A 17,062-nucleotide genomic window follows, 5' to 3' on the forward strand; every position below is an offset into this window, starting at 1 on the left:
GACGGAACGCAATATATAAGGCCGTCTGAATATCTTACAGACGGCCTTTGCTTTAGCTATATCATATCCATCTTAATTACGAATGAAATACGATGATTAATACTCTACCTCAAAAGGATAGGACACATGTATGACAACAATTTGCTATAATACAAAACTCATTTCAACCCTCATTCGAAATTCCATTTTCAGGCGGCCTTTGTCTGTTTATAAGGCCGTCTGAAATGTTTTCCGTCCATCCTCTTCTGCCGAACCATGATTCCATCTGATTTCATTGACGAGCTTTTGTCCAAAGTCGATATTGTCGATATTATCGACGAGCAGGTTCCGCTGAAGAAAGGCGGGGCGAACTATATGGCTTGTTGTCCATTCCACAAGGAAAAGACGCCGTCGTTTTCGGTCAGCCCGACCAAGCAGTTTTACCATTGTTTCAGTTGCGGGGCGCATGGTTCGGCGATTGGTTTTGTGATGGAGCATCAAGGGCTGTCGTTTCCGGAGGCGGTGCAGTTTTTGGCTGATCGTGTCGGTATGACGGTGCCTAAAGTTCGCGGGCAGGAAGACAACCCCGAAATCCGTGCCGAACGTAAGAAAAAACAGCAGACTTTGGAAGAAACAACGGCAGCGGCAGCGGATTTTTACGCGCAACAGTTGAAATTCAATCCGGCAGCGAAGGCTTATTTAGACAAACGCGGCTTGAGTGCGGAAGTCATCGCGCATTACGGTTTGGGCTATGCGCCCGACGGTTGGCAACCTTTGGCACAAGTGTTCCAACCCTATCCAAATACTGCGTTGGTGGATACGGGCATGGTCATTGATAACGAAGGTAAACATTATGACCGCTTTCGCCATCGGATTATGTTCCCTATCCGTAATCCGCGTGGGCAGGTCATCGGCTTTGGCGGCCGTGTATTGGACGACTCCAAACCCAAATACCTCAACTCACCGGATACGCCTTTGTTCGATAAAGGAAAAAACCTTTACGGGCTATATGAAGGGCGTGCTGCAGTTAAAGAGGCCGGACGGATTTTGGTGGTCGAAGGCTACATGGACGTCGTCGCCTTGGCGCAGTTCGGCATCGGCTACGGCGTAGCGGCTCTAGGTACGGCAACCACGGCGGAACATGTCAAAATCCTGATGCGTCAGGCCGACAGTATTTATTTTTGTTTTGACGGCGACAGTGCAGGACGTAAAGCGGCTTGGCGCGCGCTGGAAAATGCGTTGCCGCAATTAAAAGACGATAAATCGCTGCATTTTCTCTTCCTGCCCGAAGAACACGACCCCGACAGCTACATCCGCGCCTACGGCAAGACGCAATTTGAAGATGCCTTGTTAAACCAAAGCAAGCCCCTTTCCGAATATTTTTGGGAACATCTTTCAGACGGCCTCAACCTCAATACGCAAGAAGGTAAAGCAGAATTGGTCAAAACCAGTTCTCCGCTTTTGGCTCAGATTAGCGCGCCGGCATTGGGCTACCTTCTGAAACAAAAACTTAGCGAGCTGGTAGGCATTGATCCTGACAACCTCGCCCAGTTACTCGGACAAGAAGCGCCCAAGCGGCACATCAAACAAAAAAGTTACAAACTGCCGCCCATTTCTGTCAAACAGCCAACCATGCTGACACTGGTGCAAAGACAGATACGCAGCCTCTTGATAAATCCGGCTTGGGCTTCATATATAGACCTGCCCGATTATCTGGCTTTAAGCGGCGACTTTGCCTGCCTTGCCAATCTGGCCGAAACCATCAAGAATCACGCCACGATTCCGGCAACGGCACAAGTGCTTGAATATATGCGCGGTTCGCCTTATGAGGAAACCGTCAATCAAATCTTTTTATCAACCCTTCACTCTGAAGAAATGGAAGGGGATGACGAAGAAGATTGCGAAAGTTTCCAAATCGGCATGAAAAAGTTGTTAAATGAATTAAAATACAGTCAAATCGAAACTTTAAAGCAAAAAAGTATTCAAACTGGTTTGACCGAAAATGAAAAAAGACTATTGCTGTCGCTTTTGACGGCAAAGCAAAACTAACCCCTCAGGCCGTCTGAACAATCTAAACACACGCTGCGAAGCATGACATGCAGAACACTCCATCCGTAATATTTTCAGACGGCCTCAGAGTATTAAAGTGAAATCTGATTTCACAACAAAAAGCTCTGCTCCGCCTTCAGGTACGGCCACATCACCGTAAACCGTCGGCATCCTATCAACCTAGAGAGCAATCCATGTCTAAAAACCAAAACTACGAAGAATACCAAGACCAAGATGACAACCGTCCCTTGAGTATCGAAGAGCAGCGCGCCCGTCTGCGTCAACTCATTATTATGGGTAAGGAACGCGGCTACATCACTTATTCCGAAATTAACGACGCGCTGCCCGACGATATGTCCGACGCCGAGCAAATCGACAACATCGTCAGCATGATTTCCGGTTTGGGTATCCAGGTAACCGAGCAGGCTCCCGATGCTGAAGACATCCTCTTGAGCGACAATGCCGCCGCCCTGACCGACGACGATGCCGTTGAAGAAGCCGAAGCAGCACTTTCCAGCGCAGATTCCGAATTCGGCCGTACAACCGATCCTGTGCGCATGTATATGCGTGAAATGGGCCAAGTCGATTTGTTGACACGCGAAGACGAAATCATCATTGCCAAAAAAATCGAAAATGCACTGAAAAACATGGTGCAGGCCATTTCCGCCTGCCCGGGTTCGATTGCCGAGATTTTGGCTTTGATCGAACAAGTCCGCAACGACGAAATTCGCGTAGATGAAGTGGTTGAAGCCATCATCGACCCTAATGAAGTTTTGTTAAACGAATTGGGTCTGGGTCATTTGGAAAATGCCAAACCTGACGATGAAGAAGGCGAGACCGACAGCGAAGTCGAAGATGACAACGAAGATGATGAAGATGACTCCGGCAGTGATTCCGAAGCCATGTCCGCCGCCCATTTGGCCGAACTGAAACAAAAAGTGTTGGAACATTTCGCCTTTATCGAGAGCGAATACGGCAAAATGATCAAGCAGCTGGAAAAACACGGCAGCCAACATGCCAACTACCTGAAACACCGCGATGCCATTGCGAACAAACTGCAGGAAGTCCGTTTTGCCACACGCCAAATTGAAAATTTGAGCAGCAACCTGCGCAGTCGCGTTGAAAATATCCGCAAACTCGAACGCGAAATCCGCGATATCTGCATCGACCGCGTACGTATGGAACGCGACTACTTCATCGAAAACTTCCTGCCTGCCATTACCGATTTGGAATGGGTTGAAAAAGAAGTAGCCAAAGGCCGAGTATGGGCCAATGCTTTAGATCGTTTCCGCCACGCCATCCTCGAAAAACAAGCCGAGCTGGCCAATATGGAAACCGAAACCCGCATTTCTATTGAAGAGTTGAAAGAAATCAACAAAAACATGGTATTGAGCGAAAAAGAAACCTCAGCCGCCAAACAGGAAATGATTCAGGCCAACTTGCGTTTGGTTATTTCCATTGCCAAAAAATACACCAACCGCGGCTTGCAGTTCCTTGATTTGATTCAAGAAGGCAATATCGGCCTGATGAAAGCGGTGGATAAATTCGAATACCGCCGCGGCTATAAGTTCTCGACTTACGCCACATGGTGGATCCGTCAAGCGATTACCCGTTCCATCGCCGACCAAGCGCGTACCATCCGCATTCCGGTTCACATGATTGAAACCATCAACAAAATGAACCGTATCTCGCGCCAATACCTGCAAGAAACCGGTGAGGAACCTGATTCCGCCAAACTGGCCGAGCTGATGGAAATGCCGGAGGACAAAATCCGCAAAATCATGAAAATCGCCAAAGAGCCGATTTCTATGGAAACACCGATTGGCGACGACGACGATTCTCACTTGGGCGATTTCATCGAGGATGCCAACAACGTTGCGCCGGCAGAAGCTGCGATGTACACCAGCCTGCACGAAGTAACCAAAGAAATCCTCGAAAGCCTGACACCGCGCGAAGCCAAAGTGTTGCGTATGCGTTTCGGTATCGATATGAATACCGACCACACGCTCGAAGAAGTCGGCAAACAATTTGACGTAACCCGCGAACGTATCCGTCAAATCGAAGCCAAAGCCCTGCGCAAGCTGCGTCATCCGACCCGCAGCGACCGCCTCCGCAGCTTCCTCGACAGCGAAGAAAACAAATCATAAAAGCAAACCGCAGGTTGAAAGACCTGCGGTTTTTATTGGAATGTAAAAAGGCCGTCTGAAAACCAAATCTCAAAAGATTTAATCGTTTCAGACGGCCTTAAATTTTATTCGGCTTCAGTGGTTTTCTTTTTCGGACGGCGTCGGCGGCGTTTAGGTTTGCCATCGGTTGAGCCACTTTGTTTCTGACGTTTGTGATCATTGGCTGCAGTCATTTGCTGACGGGTTTCTTCATCGGCATGTTGGAAAGTTGTCCACCAAGAAGCCATCTCTTTATCAACCTCGCCAACTTCGCTACGCAAAATCAGGAAGTCATAAGCGGCACGGAAACGGGCTTGCGCCAACAGACGATACGGGCGCGCGCCGCGCATATTGTCAAATTGCGGCTGAAATTGCCAGATTTCACGCATGGTTGCAGAGAATCGTTGCGGAACGCCCCAACCTTTCTCCACCGTATCACGCATGGTGTTCATCGCATCCATCAACGCAGGGACAGGTTTTTGACCATGGCTTTGATTGCGTTGCCAAATGGCGTTTAGTGTCGGCCATAATACCGCCGCCAATACAAAACCGATGGAAACGGACTTATCCGCACGAAGACGCTCATCGGTATTTTTCAAAGCCAACATAATCATACGTTTGTCGGCTGCTTCGGCAGTTTTCAAGGCATCTAAAAGCGGATGGATGCCTTCGGGAATACCCAACTCGTTCAACCGTTTCAAACAGGCACGGGAATGGCCGGAAAACAGGATTTTCATGATTTCGTCAAAAAGACGGGCCACCGGCTCATTTTTCAGACGGCCTGCGTATTCGGCAATCGGCAAAGCAGTTTGCTCTTCCACTTCAAAGCCCAACTTACCCGACAAACGGACGGCGCGAAGAATACGGACGGGATCTTCCTGATAACGTTCAGCAGGATTACCTATCATCACCAATTTCTTATCGGCAACATCAGCCACGCCTTGATGGAAATCCCAAATTTCCTCTTTAATCGGGTCGTAATACAGCGCATTGCAAGTAAAGTCGCGGCGCATGGCATCTTCTTCAATGCTGCCATAAGTATTGTCCTTCATAATGCGGCCTTGCGCATTCTGCTGAACCTTATCACCACCACGGAACGTCGTCACTTCGATGGTTTCGGGGCCAATCATCACATGAACGATTTGAAAGCGACGGCCGATAATGCGGCTGCGGCGGAATATTTTACGGATTTGCTCCGGCGTTGCATCAGTTGCAATATCAAAATCTTTGGGCTCAACCCCGAGCAACAAATCCCGAACGGCTCCCCCTACAACATAAGCCTGAAAACCGGCTTCATGCAGGCGTTTGGCAATTTTCTCAGCGGCAAAGCTCAACATATCCGCATGGATACCATGTTGCTCAAGCGGAATAATCTCCTTTTCGGGCAACGACTTGACGTGTTTTTTAGGCAACACTTTATGCAGCCATTTTTTTAACATAAGCAGCTCTTTTCACAATAAAAAAGGCCGTCTGAAACTTGTCCGGCTTAAGCCTTTGCACAATATCCTGCCGTAGATAAAGACAAAACATTGAGCAAAGGCTTCAGACGGCCTAAAAAAGACGTGCCATTATACCTTATGGAAGTTCGATTAATTAGCGTATTGACAAAAAATATCGGCTATAATGACGGTCTGACAACGATTCAGGCAAAACATCATGTACCACTACAAATCCGAAGCTACCCAATTCCTCGACAAACTCATGGCCGACCATCCCGAATTAGAAGCGCAACGCCTCGAAAACCGCCATTTACTGTGGGATGTAACCCTTAATCCGGCCGAACAGGCTGAATTTGAAGCGGCCAAAGTCAACAAAAAACCTTACACCTACTATCAAGACTAACCCGCATCGGCATGACGACCAACACCCACAATACCGATCCGGCGTTACAGCAATACCTCAACAGCATCGGTCAGCACGAACATCCCGTTTTGACCGCATTGCGTGAGCGTACCCAATCACATCGTCTGGGAAAGATGGCCATCGCCCAAGAGCAGGCAGCCATGTTGGTGTGGTTGGCCAAGTTATTGAATGCCAAAAAATATTTGGAAGTTGGCGTCTTTACCGGTTATAGCAGCACCGCCATGGCGCTCGCCCTACCCGAAGACGGCAAAATCACGGCTTGCGACATCAATGTAACCTTTACCGATATTGCCCGCGAAACATGGCAGGCAGCAGGCGTAGCGCATAAAATCTCGCTTCATCTGCAGCCGGCTTTGCTGACTTTGGACGATTTGATTGCGCAAGGCGAATCGGAAAGCTACGACTTGGCGCTTATCGATGCCGACAAACCGCCTACGCCGAAATATTTTGAACGCTGTTTGCAACTGGTACGGAGTGGCGGCGTGATTGCCATCGACAATATCTTGTTGGGTGGACGCGTCATGAATGAAGCTGCCGAAAACGATCCGCCCAGCTTGGATATCCTGCGCCATTTCAACCAAAACCTTCCGCACGATACACGCATTGTTCCCATTACCCTGCCTATCGGCGACGGTTTGACACTGCTGCTAAAAAAATAAAACGACACAATCTGATGAAAACATTATCACGTTCCCTGTTTCTTTTACCGCTTACTCTATTGGCCGCATCATGCGCCGTTTCCCATCCCCATCAACCTGCCGACAATGCCAACTTTGTCCTGCCGGATATTCCGCGCGAGCCTTTGCCTGAAAAAAATATTCCCTATCCGCGCTTGGACGAACAAACCCAGATTGACCACTTGGGCATACAAATCGCCCGACTGGAACGCACCGTTGAAGAATTAAATCAACGCCTGCTCACATTGGAACAACAGCGAACCATCAAACGTCCAACCCCTTTGGCTCCCAAACCCAAAGCCCAGCGTTTGGACGACCGCAAGCTGAAAATGAACTATTTGGCCAATGGCGGCGGCGTGCCGTCTGAAACAGATTCAGCCGCACAAAACGAGCTGCGCCTTTATAACCAGGCGCAAAAATACTATCAGCGCAACAACTTCTCCGCCGCAGTAGCCATTTTGAAAGAAGCCGACGGCGGCAACGGCAGCGAAATTGCCCGCCGCAATATGTATTTGCTTCTGCAAAGCCAACAGCGTCTGGGCAACTGCGAATCCGTTATCGAAATCGGCAACCGCTATGCGAATCGATTCCGCAACAGCCCGCAAGCCCCTGACGCCATGTACAGCATCGGCCAGTGCCAATACAAACTGCAACAAAAAGACATTGCCCGCAGCACATGGCGCAAACTGATGCAAAGCTTCCCTAACAGCGAAGCGGCAAAACGTGCTGCAATCAGCCTGAAACAAAGATAAACGTTCAGACGGCCTTGTCATCCTTAAGGCCGTCTGAATATTTTTACCCTTAATCCATTCAAGCAAAAGGAACTCCTCATGATCCAAGTCGGCATTATTATGGGCAGCAACAGCGATTGGCCGGTGATGCAGCAGGCAGCACAATTTCTCAAAGAATTCGGCGTTGAATACGAAGCGCGTGTCGTCTCGGCACACCGTACGCCTGATTTGATGTTTGAATACGCCGAAACCGCACGCGCACGCGGCATCAAAGCCATTATTGCCGGTGCAGGCGGCGCAGCGCACTTGCCGGGCATGGTCGCAGCCAAAACCACCGTCCCCGTCTTGGGCGTACCCGTTCCCAGCAAATATCTGCGCGGCGAAGACTCTCTGCTTTCAATTGTGCAAATGCCCAAAGGTGTTCCAGTTGCTACATTTGCCATTGGCGAAGCAGGCGCGGCCAATGCAGCGCTGTTTGCCATTTCACTTTTGGCCAACGAAAATCCTGAATTGGCTGAAAAATTGGCAGCTTTCCGTGCCAAACAAGAGCAAACCGTTTTAGCCATGGAATTGCCTGAAGCATAACGGACTAAGGCCGTCTGAAATTGTAAAGGGAAACTTAGATTTCGTTTTACGCTTTTCAGACGGCCTGGTTTATTGATTAAATTAAATCAACATCATGAAAACGCTACTATTCGTCTTACTCTCCACCCTGCTTTGTGCCTGCCAAAGCCCAAGTATTCCTGCTCAATCAACCGCCATTCCATCTCAGCAACAAGCCCAAGATACTACCGGCAACCTGATTATCTTCTATGATGCCCAAACTGGTTCTGCGCCATTGCTAAAAGCAGTCAAAGCCTCCGGCGCAAGTTTGATTTATGAATACAAAAACCTGAACGGTATTGCTATTCGTCCGTCTTCCAAGACCAAGATTGAAGATGCCATTGCCTATTTCAAAAAGGTAAACGGCGTATTGTCCGTCGAACAAGATAGGCTGCTGAAACTTCAATAATCGAGCTGATTCTTCGGACTAATAAAAAAGCCGTCTGAAACGTATTACAACGTTTTCAGACGGCCTTTACTTGTTCAAAACATTAAATCATGCCTCTACCTTGCGCTTTTGGCTTGGCTTGACCAAATTCCAGTTTGCTCAAGGCGGAGAGGTAGGCTTTAGCAGTTGCCACCAATACGTCGGTATCTGCACCTTGACCGTTGACCACACGGTCGCCGCGTTGCAGGCGGACAGAAGTTTCGCCTTGGCTTTCTGTACCTTGAGTTACCGCATTGACAGAGTAAATCTGCAAGGTTGCGCCACTTTGCGCCACGCTTTCAATGGCTTTGAAGATGGCATCAACAGGGCCTGAGCCGCTAGCGGAAGCGTGTTTTTCTTCGCCGCGAATACTGAACACAATATCGGCGCGCGGCTCTTCGCCGGTTTCAGTGCTGATTTTTTGGGAAATGAATTTGTAGCTTTCGGTATTCATATTGCCCATTTCGTCAGATACCAAAGCGTGCAGGTCTTCATCAAAGATTTCGCGTTTCTTATCCGCCAGCTCTTTGAAGCGTGCAAATGCCGCATTCAACGCCTCTTCGCTTTCCAATTCGATGCCCAAATCCGCCAGCTTGCTGCGGAATGCGCTGCGACCGGAGAGTTTACCCAAAGTCAGGCGGTTGGTTGACCAGCCGACTGATTCGGCAGTCATGATTTCATAGGTTTCAGGGTGTTTCAACACGCCGTCTTGGTGGATGCCTGATTCATGTGCAAAGGCGTTTGCGCCGACTACCGCTTTATTTGGCTGAATCGGATAACCGGTAATAGTGGACACCAGTTTGGATACCGGCACGATTTGCGTGGTATCGATGCCGGTTTCCAAGCCGAAAAGGTCGTGGCGCACTTTCAACGCCATCACGATTTCTTCAAGGCTGGCATTGCCCGCGCGTTCACCCAAGCCGTTGATGGTACATTCCACCTGGCGCACGCCTGCCTGAACGGCTGCCAGCGAGTTGGCAACCGCCATACCCAAGTCATTGTGGCAGTGGGTCGACCAGACTACTTTATCGCCGTTGGGCACGCTTTTGATGATGTTACTGATACGCTCGTACCATACGGAAGGGATGGAGTAGCCGACAGTATCGGGAATATTGATGGTAGTCGCGCCCGCTTCGATAACCGCCGTAAAGATTTTGGCGAGGAAGTCCAAATCCGAACGCACGGCGTCTTCGGCGGAAAATTCCACATCGTCAGTATATTCTTTGGCGATTTTTACCGCTTTGACCGCCGCATCGATGACCTGCTGCGGCTTCATTTTCAGTTTGTGCTCCATGTGGATGGGGCTGGTGGCGATAAAAGTGTGAATACGTTTTTTCGGTGCGGGGGAAACGGCTTCGCCCGCTTTGCGCACATCGTTTTCAACGGCACGAGCTAATGAGCAAACTGTAGATTTGGTGATGATTTTGGCAATCGCATTAACCGACTCGAAATCGCCCGGACTGGCTGCGGCAAAACCTGCTTCAATCACATCAACACCCATCTTTTCCAACTGGCGGGCAATACGGATTTTCTCCTCTTTGGTCATGGATGCACCGGGCGACTGCTCGCCGTCGCGCATGGTGGTATCGAAAATGATAACGCGGTTGGTTTGTGTCATTTCTGTTCTCTCCAGAGATTCGTTTTTTTGTAAAAAAGCATTCAAATCAAGCGGTCTGCCTTGCGCTTCCGCCAAAGCGGTCAGTTTTTGTAACTGAGTCAAAGGCAGAGAACCGCGTGTACGCCATTTATAGATAGCCGCCGTCGTTGCAGCATTTTCCGGGTCATGCTGTTTCAGGGCTTCGGCCAGCGCGTTTACGCCGCCAAAATAGGCAACCAAACGGTCAATGTCTAATTGCATGATGTTCCTTGTCCAAATCTGATTAAGATTATTGTGTTTAGGTTTTGCATTATACTCATTTTAGACAAAACGACAATCTATTTTTATCAAAATATTGGTATAATTTTTAAAACCTAAGAAATTTTTATACATTTTGTCTAATTTAGACTATTAAAAGCCCCCCTCAAACCGAACATATCCTAAATATAGTAAACTAATCCCCTATTTCCCCGATTTGAAACACACTATGCCCCACATCATCCCAACCGACCGCGCCGACATCGAATGGCGCAATGAAAGCACACAAAAGCCGCCTAAGCAGGCGGTTTACATACAAGAAGCAGGTGCAGCAGAAATCTTAAAAAATGCCCACGCGCAAACTGCAACCGTTTGGACTGGCGATTTTCATAATGCCAAGCAAGTCTTAGCCGCAATGAAAAAACGTATCCGCAGGCCGTCTGAAAAAAAGAAAGGCGTACCTGCCGATATTCAGACGGCCTTTCATGCCCACCGTATGAAACAGGCACAACAAAGCCGTTTGCTCAATATGCTTGCCATCGAAATCCAACCTAATTTTCAACTGGACAATGCGCGTGCACCCGATATCTACGCCGCCTTGCACAATGTTTACGACACACCAAACGACAAACCGTTTCTTTTGCCGCTGAATCAATTACTGGGCTTTATCGGTGCACACGAATGGCACAAAAAAGGCATAGACATTCTGCAGCTAGACGGAAAAATCCATGTTCCTTTCGGCGTATTCTCTCCACTGCGCGGCGAGTATTTGGATTTAATCACACAAGCCCCACTCGCTCCCAATATTCAGACGGCCTTTGACATCGGCACCGGCTCAGGCGTTATTGCCGCAATTTTGGCCAAACGAGGCATACCCGACATCATCGCCACAGACACCAACCCAAAAGCAATAGCCTGCGCCACAGCAAACCTTGAGCGTCTAAGCCTGGATAAAGCTGTCAGCATCCAATCGATTGATTTATTTCCCGAAACTTGCGCCGACCTTATCGTCTGCAATCCGCCTTGGCTGCCGGCAAAACCGACCTCCGCTATTGAGACTGCCCTTTACGACCCCAATCATGCCATGCTGACCGCGTTCCTCAATGGCGTACACCAGCACTTAAATCCAAACGGCGAAGCCTGGTTGATTATTTCCGACTTAGCAGAACACTTGCATTTGCGCGATAAAGACTTTCTAAACCAATGCTTTCAGACGGCCTCACTCAATGTAGTTGATATTTTGAAAACCAAACCGCAACACAAAAAAGCAATAGATGAATCCGATCCTTTGGCGTTTGCCAGAAACAAGGAAACTACTTATCTATACCGTTTGAAAGCGATATAAAATCAAGGCCGTCTGAACATTCAGACGGCCTTTAAGCATTTCCACAAAAGAAAACGGCATATCCGTAAAGATATGCCGTTGATGGGAGCAGGGACTGCTATATTTGGCAGTGGTTTGTGTTTTAGTCCTCTTGCGCCGCTGTTTGCAGGTAGTTTGGCAGACCAACTTTGCCAATCAATTCCTGCTGAGTTTCAAGCCAGTCGATGTGTTCTTCGTTGATGTCTTTTTGTTTTTCCAACAAATCACGGCTGACGTAGTCTTGTTGCTCTTCTGCAAGAGCGATGGCTGCAACCAGAGCATCATGTTTTTCATACTCTTTTTTCAAGTCGCAGGCAATGATTTCTTCGGTAGATTCACCGATTAACAATTTACCCAATTCTTGCAGATTAGGCAGGCCTTCCAAGAACAAAATACGCTCGATCAAATCGTCTGCGGATTTCATTTCGCGGATGGATTGTTTGAAGAAGTGTTCGCCCAATTCTTCAAAGCCCCAGTTTTTCAAAATGCGGGCATGCAGGAAGTATTGGTTGATGGTAATCAGCAACAAGCCTAAGTTTTTGTTCAGCTCGCGAATAACTAAGCGATCGCCTCTCATATTCAGCTCCTTGTATGTTATACGCTAGATTACAGTTGGCTTTGGTAGTAGTTGCCTTCGCCGACCAATTCGATCAGACGCAGTTGTTGTTCCAACCAGTGAGCGTGATCTTCTTCAGTGTCTTTCAGTTGAGCAACCATCAAATCGCGAGTAACGTAGTCTTGAGCTTCTTCACACAGTTTGATGCCTTTTTTCAACGCATCGCGTACTTCGTATTCAGTGTTCAAGTCTGCTTTCAGGCAAGAAATAACGTCAGTACCTACGTTTACTGGAGCAGGAGTCATTTTAGGAGTACCGCCCAACATCAGGATACGACGGATGAAATCTTCAGCGTGAGTAGTTTCTTCTTCCATCTCGTGGTTCAAACGTTCGAACAGTTTGTTGTAACCCCATTCAGAGTACAGACGAGAGTGGATAAAGTATTGGTCGCGAGCAGCCAGCTCACCGGACAACAATTCATTCATGTAATCAATAACTGCTTGGTTGCCTTGCATAATTCTTTCTCTTTCTTTTAAAAATTGATGATGACGAAATGAAGATTCGTGTGTTGTTACGGAATGAGCGAATTGTATGCACAAGTAGCGGTTTTGACAAATTTTTTATTTAAAATACAAACAATTATCAAAAAATTTAACCCACCCAAAAGGCCGTCTGAAAAATTAATCCCCTGTTTTTAATAATATTTTTTTGACATTAGTATTAAGAATCCATTGCATTATTCAAAAACATTTACATTCGTTAACCATAAATAAAAGCAAATAATCCGACAAAATCAATCAAATTTAATTATGAATTATTCTCAACTGCTTTTGACTGATTTTTTTAAATCACCCATTCCGTCATCACTTGCGAATCGTGCTATAATCGCCAGTTATCTTTTTTTTAAGCAACCAGCTAAACCTTATAAATTATCATGAAACAAATCCGCAATATTGCCATCATCGCCCACGTCGACCATGGCAAAACCACATTAGTTGACCAATTGCTGCGCCAGTCCGGTACATTCCGTTCCAACCAGCAAGTCGAAGAACGCGTCATGGACAGCAACGATCTTGAAAAAGAACGCGGCATTACCATTCTCGCTAAAAATACCGCCATCGAATACGAAGGCTACCACATCAACATCGTAGATACCCCGGGACACGCCGATTTTGGTGGCGAAGTGGAACGTGTATTGGGCATGGTCGACTGTGTCGTACTGTTGGTTGACGCACAAGAAGGCCCTATGCCGCAAACCCGTTTCGTGACCAAAAAAGCCTTGGCTTTGGGTCTGAAACCGATCGTCGTCATCAATAAAATCGACAAACCGTCTGCCCGTCCAAGCTGGGTTATCGACCAAACATTCGAATTGTTCGACAGCTTAGGTGCAACAGACGAACAATTGGACTTCCCTATCGTTTATGCTTCCGGCCTCTCCGGTTTTGCCAAATTGGAAGAAACCGACGAGAGCAACGATATGCGTCCTCTGTTTGAGACCATCTTAAAACACACGCCTGCACCAAGCGGCAGCGCGGACGAAACGCTGCAACTGCAAATTTCCCAACTGGACTACGACAACTACACCGGCCGCCTCGGTATCGGCCGCATCCTGAACGGCCGCATCAAACCCGGCCAAGTCGTTGCCGTCATGAATCATGAAGAACAAGTCGCCCAAGGCCGCATCAACCAGCTGTTGGGCTTCCAAGGCTTGGAACGCGTACCTTTGGAAGAAGCTGAAGCCGGCGACATCGTGATTATTTCCGGTATCGAAGACATCGGTATCGGCGTAACCATTACCGACAAAGACAATCCCAAAGGCTTGCCGATGTTGAGCGTGGACGAGCCGACACTGACCATGGACTTTATGGTCAACACTTCTCCTTTGGCCGGCACTGAAGGCAAATTCGTAACTTCCCGCCAAATCCGCGACCGCCTGCAAAAAGAATTGCTGACCAACGTTGCCCTGCGTGTTGAAGACACTGCCGATGCCGACGTCTTCCGCGTTTCCGGCCGCGGCGAATTGCACTTGACCATTTTGTTGGAAAACATGCGCCGCGAAGGCTTTGAATTGGCGGTCGGCAAACCGCGCGTGGTATTCCGTGAAATTGACGGTCAAAAATGCGAGCCTTACGAAAACCTGACTGTGGACGTACCGGATGAAAACCAAGGTGCGGTCATGGAAGAACTTGGCCGCCGCCGTGGCGAATTGACCAATATGGAAAGCGACGGTAACGGTCGTACACGTTTGGAATACCATATTCCTGCACGTGGCCTGATCGGTTTCCAAGGTGAATTTATGACCTTGACCCGCGGTACCGGCTTGATGAGCCACGTTTTTGACGACTATGCTCCGGTTAAACCTGATATGCCCGGCCGACACAATGGTGTATTGGTTTCTCAAGAGCAAGGTGAAGCCGTTGCTTACGCCCTGTGGAACTTGGAAGACCGCGGCCGTATGTTCGTTTCTCCAAACGATAAAGTCTACGAAGGCATGATTATCGGTATCCACAGCCGTGATAACGACTTGGTGGTAAACCCTCTGAAAGGCAAAAAACTGACCAACATCCGTGCCAGCGGTACTGATGAAGCCGTCCGCCTGACCACGCCTATCAAATTGACTTTGGAAGGCGCAGTTGAGTTTATCGACGATGATGAACTGGTTGAAATCACGCCACAATCCATCCGCCTGCGCAAACGCTACCTGAGCGAGTTGGAACGCCGCCGCCATTTCAAAAAACTGGACTAATCCTGTTTGATTGACATGCTTTAAAATCAAGGCCGTCTGAAAAGTGTTTTGGAAATCCTAGATTTCACTTTTACACTTTCAGACGGCCTTTTGTCATCTGTTTAAATAAAGTAAATCGACATTTCTTCCGCCTGCACCGCCGCTTCATCAGGTCGGTCATTTTTACGATATTGCCCCGGCGATATCCCATATTGCTTTTTAAATGCCTTACCAAAATGCGTTTCCGATTGAAAACCGACCGAAAGCGCAACCGATAAAACCGAATCCGCCGTCTGTTTCAACAATAACGCCCCCTGCTGCAAGCGGATGCTGTTAACAAAGGCATGCGGGCTTGTTCCCGTCTGCTGCTTGAATACCCGCATCAACTGGGCACGGGACAAATTGGCCATCGCAGTCATTTTCTCAATATTCCATTCTTCTTCCGGCTTTTCGACAACTGCCTGAAGCAAATTCCGCAAACGTTTATCCTGCCAACCATTCAGCAAACCGCTTAATTGAGCTTCCTCATTTTTCTCCAAACAGGCACGAAGCAGAAATACCAGCAATACCGAAGCCAATGCATTCACAACTGCCACCGAGCCGGATAAAGCCTGACTGCTCTCATATTGCAATAAGGTCACCAAATACTGCAAAGACGGATGGTTGATGTTCAATAAAACGGTATCAGGCAACCCCGTCATCATATCCGCCTGCGCTTCATATTCAAACCTTGCGCAAAAAAGATGCAAAGCCGCCTCCCCACCAGCATGACTTTGCTTGACTTTAAATGCACCATTCTCAGCCATCAGCACGCGAACACCGAAATTTTCACAATTACTGTCGCTACTCAAAGTATGCCCAACGCTGCGGGGGAAGAAAATAATATCCCCCGCACTCAGCAGCCTGGCCTCTTGCTCCCCATCAATTCGGATATAGCCCGAACCGGCAGTTACGATATGCACTAAACCATGCGCACGCTTGGGCTCATGCCGCACATACCACTCCCCTTGAAACAGGCACTGAACATCCACACTGCCCTTTATCTGCGCCAATTCGACCAATCTATCTAAAATATCCATAGTGTTTTTTACCAATAAATGAGATGTTTTGACGATTTAATTCGTCTGATTATTGCAATAATACACACACCAAACACAAACGGATAGGATTTTTTGATTCTTATCCGAATACATCAAGAAAGGAAATATCATGTTTAAAGATTGGCCTGAACACACAGCCTTGGTAAAAAAATCATTCGGCGAATTGGGCAAAAGCCATCCTAAAATGCTGCAAGCCTACGGCGCACTGGATCAAGCAGCCGCTGCCGAAGCACTGGATGCCAAAACACGCGAACTGATCGCTATTGCCGTTGCCATTACTACACGTTGCGAAAGCTGCATCAGCGTGCATGCAGCCGCCGCAGCCAAAGCAGGTGCAACCGAAAGCGAAATCGCCGGCGCATTGGCCACCGCTATTTCTCTAAACGCAGGTGCCGCTTATACATATGCTTTGCGCGCTTTGGAAGCAGTAGAAACCCAACGCTAATCGGTGTGTAAAATCAGGCCGTCTGAAAGCTGACTCCCCTTTCAGACGGCCTGATGAAATGCTAAACTGATAAAGTTATCATATTGTTTTCTGTCTAATAGGAGATTGAACCATGAAGAAACTGCTGACCGCCGTACTGTTTGCCGCCGCTGTGGCCACTCCTTTGGCCGCTTCCGCAGCCTCTATGCCTAAAGTTGAAAAAAGTGCGGCACAACCTGCAAAAGCAAAAGGCGTTTGGATTGATGTCCGCTCTGCCGAAGAATTTAAAGAAGGCCATTTGCAAGGTGCGCTCAATATTCCGCATGACCAAATCGTTGACCGCATCAAATCCGTCAGCCCGGATAAAAACGCACCGGTCAACCTCTACTGCCGCAGTGGCCGCCGAGCAGAAGCTGCGCTGACTGAGCTGAAAAAAGCCGGCTACACCAACGTAACCAACCATGGCGGTTATGAAGACTTGGTGAAAAAAGGTTTGAAATAAATCTAGTTGATTTTAAAAAGGCCGTCTGAAACTTTTCAGACGG

Annotated in this window: 16 protein-coding genes; 11 read left to right on the forward strand and 5 right to left on the reverse strand. The window is 48.1% G+C overall.

The features are described from left to right. Positions 1-255: 255 nt before the first annotated feature. Complete coding sequence (gene dnaG / locus HMPREF2551_RS06865) at positions 256-2,028, forward strand: DNA primase (protein WP_070838063.1); 1,773 nt, start codon at positions 256-258, stop codon at positions 2,026-2,028. A gap of 194 nt (positions 2,029-2,222) precedes the next feature. Next, on the forward strand, positions 2,223-4,175 hold the full coding sequence (gene rpoD, locus HMPREF2551_RS06870) for an RNA polymerase sigma factor RpoD (protein ID WP_070838065.1): 1,953 nt from the start codon (positions 2,223-2,225) through the stop codon (positions 4,173-4,175). A 104-nt stretch (positions 4,176-4,279) separates the two neighbouring features. Here rpoD and HMPREF2551_RS06875 read toward each other — a convergent pair whose 3' ends face one another. Beyond that, a complete protein-coding gene (locus HMPREF2551_RS06875) occupies positions 4,280-5,632 on the reverse strand; it encodes a polynucleotide adenylyltransferase PcnB (RefSeq protein WP_070838067.1) in 1,353 nt (450 codons plus the stop codon). Positions 5,633-5,849: 217 nt separating this feature from the next. Between HMPREF2551_RS06875 and HMPREF2551_RS06880 the strand changes: the two genes are divergently transcribed. The 5 genes from HMPREF2551_RS06880 to HMPREF2551_RS06900 all read left to right on the forward strand — a co-directional run bounded on the left by HMPREF2551_RS06880 (position 5,850) and on the right by HMPREF2551_RS06900 (position 8,476). Next, positions 5,850-6,035: a DUF3460 family protein gene (locus tag HMPREF2551_RS06880; protein ID WP_003746542.1), complete on the forward strand. Its 186-nt coding sequence runs from the start codon at positions 5,850-5,852 to the stop codon at positions 6,033-6,035. Positions 6,036-6,046: 11 nt separating this feature from the next. Further along, positions 6,047-6,715, forward strand: coding sequence for a class I SAM-dependent methyltransferase (locus tag HMPREF2551_RS06885; RefSeq protein WP_070838069.1), 669 nt, complete (start codon positions 6,047-6,049; stop codon positions 6,713-6,715). 14 nt (positions 6,716-6,729) lie between these two features. Next, positions 6,730-7,485, forward strand: coding sequence for a tetratricopeptide repeat protein (locus tag HMPREF2551_RS06890; protein WP_070838071.1), 756 nt, complete (start codon positions 6,730-6,732; stop codon positions 7,483-7,485). Between the two features lie 78 nt (positions 7,486-7,563). Continuing rightward, positions 7,564-8,049 carry a 5-(carboxyamino)imidazole ribonucleotide mutase gene (gene purE, locus HMPREF2551_RS06895; RefSeq protein WP_003746536.1) on the forward strand — a complete coding sequence of 162 codons (486 nt, stop codon included), beginning with the start codon at positions 7,564-7,566 and terminating at the stop codon, positions 8,047-8,049. Between the two features lie 94 nt (positions 8,050-8,143). Continuing rightward, complete coding sequence (locus HMPREF2551_RS06900) at positions 8,144-8,476, forward strand: hypothetical protein (RefSeq protein ID WP_070838073.1); 333 nt, start codon at positions 8,144-8,146, stop codon at positions 8,474-8,476. A gap of 82 nt (positions 8,477-8,558) precedes the next feature. Here HMPREF2551_RS06900 and HMPREF2551_RS06905 read toward each other — a convergent pair whose 3' ends face one another. Then, positions 8,559-10,352 carry a 2-isopropylmalate synthase gene (locus HMPREF2551_RS06905; RefSeq protein WP_070838075.1) on the reverse strand — a complete coding sequence of 598 codons (1,794 nt, stop codon included), beginning with the start codon at positions 10,350-10,352 and terminating at the stop codon, positions 8,559-8,561. A 226-nt stretch (positions 10,353-10,578) separates the two neighbouring features. On the opposite strand from HMPREF2551_RS06905, the gene HMPREF2551_RS06910 reads away from it, so the two are divergent. Further along, the gene (locus tag HMPREF2551_RS06910) at positions 10,579-11,694 is read left to right on the forward strand and encodes a methyltransferase (protein WP_070838076.1); all 1,116 of its coding nucleotides are present in this window, start codon (positions 10,579-10,581) and stop codon (positions 11,692-11,694) included. Positions 11,695-11,815: 121 nt separating this feature from the next. Here HMPREF2551_RS06910 and bfr (HMPREF2551_RS06915) read toward each other — a convergent pair whose 3' ends face one another. Together bfr (HMPREF2551_RS06915) and bfr (HMPREF2551_RS06920) are read right to left on the reverse strand one after the other, a co-directional pair. After that, positions 11,816-12,289 carry a bacterioferritin gene (gene bfr / locus HMPREF2551_RS06915; RefSeq protein ID WP_070838078.1) on the reverse strand — a complete coding sequence of 158 codons (474 nt, stop codon included), beginning with the start codon at positions 12,287-12,289 and terminating at the stop codon, positions 11,816-11,818. A 29-nt stretch (positions 12,290-12,318) separates the two neighbouring features. Next, complete coding sequence (gene bfr / locus HMPREF2551_RS06920) at positions 12,319-12,783, reverse strand: bacterioferritin (RefSeq protein WP_070838080.1); 465 nt, start codon at positions 12,781-12,783, stop codon at positions 12,319-12,321. 419 nt (positions 12,784-13,202) lie between these two features. Between bfr (HMPREF2551_RS06920) and typA the strand changes: the two genes are divergently transcribed. Next, a complete protein-coding gene (gene typA / locus HMPREF2551_RS06925) occupies positions 13,203-15,014 on the forward strand; it encodes a translational GTPase TypA (RefSeq protein WP_003746523.1) in 1,812 nt (603 codons plus the stop codon). Between the two features lie 101 nt (positions 15,015-15,115). On the opposite strand, the gene HMPREF2551_RS06930 is transcribed toward typA, so the two are convergent. Further along, positions 15,116-16,072, reverse strand: a complete 957-nt coding sequence (locus HMPREF2551_RS06930; protein WP_070838082.1) for a cupin domain-containing protein — start codon at positions 16,070-16,072, stop codon at positions 15,116-15,118. 130 nt (positions 16,073-16,202) lie between these two features. Between HMPREF2551_RS06930 and HMPREF2551_RS06935 the strand changes: the two genes are divergently transcribed. Together HMPREF2551_RS06935 and HMPREF2551_RS06940 are read left to right on the forward strand one after the other, a co-directional pair. After that, complete coding sequence (locus tag HMPREF2551_RS06935; RefSeq protein WP_070838083.1) at positions 16,203-16,538, forward strand: carboxymuconolactone decarboxylase family protein; 336 nt, start codon at positions 16,203-16,205, stop codon at positions 16,536-16,538. Positions 16,539-16,650: 112 nt separating this feature from the next. After that, positions 16,651-17,019 carry a rhodanese-like domain-containing protein gene (locus HMPREF2551_RS06940; RefSeq protein ID WP_070838085.1) on the forward strand — a complete coding sequence of 123 codons (369 nt, stop codon included), beginning with the start codon at positions 16,651-16,653 and terminating at the stop codon, positions 17,017-17,019. The last annotated feature ends 43 nt before the right edge of the window (positions 17,020-17,062 follow it).

It is taken from the genome of Neisseria sp. HMSC066H01 (assembly GCF_001837375.1).
Taxonomy (GTDB): domain Bacteria; phylum Pseudomonadota; class Gammaproteobacteria; order Burkholderiales; family Neisseriaceae; genus Neisseria.

Bases quoted from the DNA above. Each gene is read 5' to 3' on its own strand.
- rpoD (WP_070838065.1), top strand. From the start codon at position 2,223: ATGTCTAAAAACCAAAACTACGAAGAATACCAAGACCAAGATGACAAC.
- bfr (WP_070838078.1), bottom strand. From the start codon at position 12,289: ATGAGAGGCGATCGCTTAGTTATTCGCGAGCTGAACAAAAACTTAGGC.
- HMPREF2551_RS06910 (WP_070838076.1), top strand. From the start codon at position 10,579: ATGCCCCACATCATCCCAACCGACCGCGCCGACATCGAATGGCGCAAT.
- dnaG (WP_070838063.1), top strand. From the start codon at position 256: ATGATTCCATCTGATTTCATTGACGAGCTTTTGTCCAAAGTCGATATT.
- HMPREF2551_RS06890 (WP_070838071.1), top strand. From the start codon at position 6,730: ATGAAAACATTATCACGTTCCCTGTTTCTTTTACCGCTTACTCTATTG.
- HMPREF2551_RS06880 (WP_003746542.1), top strand. From the start codon at position 5,850: ATGTACCACTACAAATCCGAAGCTACCCAATTCCTCGACAAACTCATG.
- HMPREF2551_RS06875 (WP_070838067.1), bottom strand. From the start codon at position 5,632: ATGTTAAAAAAATGGCTGCATAAAGTGTTGCCTAAAAAACACGTCAAG.
- HMPREF2551_RS06905 (WP_070838075.1), bottom strand. From the start codon at position 10,352: ATGCAATTAGACATTGACCGTTTGGTTGCCTATTTTGGCGGCGTAAAC.
- HMPREF2551_RS06940 (WP_070838085.1), top strand. From the start codon at position 16,651: ATGAAGAAACTGCTGACCGCCGTACTGTTTGCCGCCGCTGTGGCCACT.
- typA (WP_003746523.1), top strand. From the start codon at position 13,203: ATGAAACAAATCCGCAATATTGCCATCATCGCCCACGTCGACCATGGC.
- HMPREF2551_RS06900 (WP_070838073.1), top strand. From the start codon at position 8,144: ATGAAAACGCTACTATTCGTCTTACTCTCCACCCTGCTTTGTGCCTGC.
- bfr (WP_070838080.1), bottom strand. From the start codon at position 12,783: ATGCAAGGCAACCAAGCAGTTATTGATTACATGAATGAATTGTTGTCC.
- purE (WP_003746536.1), top strand. From the start codon at position 7,564: ATGATCCAAGTCGGCATTATTATGGGCAGCAACAGCGATTGGCCGGTG.
- HMPREF2551_RS06885 (WP_070838069.1), top strand. From the start codon at position 6,047: ATGACGACCAACACCCACAATACCGATCCGGCGTTACAGCAATACCTC.
- HMPREF2551_RS06935 (WP_070838083.1), top strand. From the start codon at position 16,203: ATGTTTAAAGATTGGCCTGAACACACAGCCTTGGTAAAAAAATCATTC.
- HMPREF2551_RS06930 (WP_070838082.1), bottom strand. From the start codon at position 16,072: ATGGATATTTTAGATAGATTGGTCGAATTGGCGCAGATAAAGGGCAGT.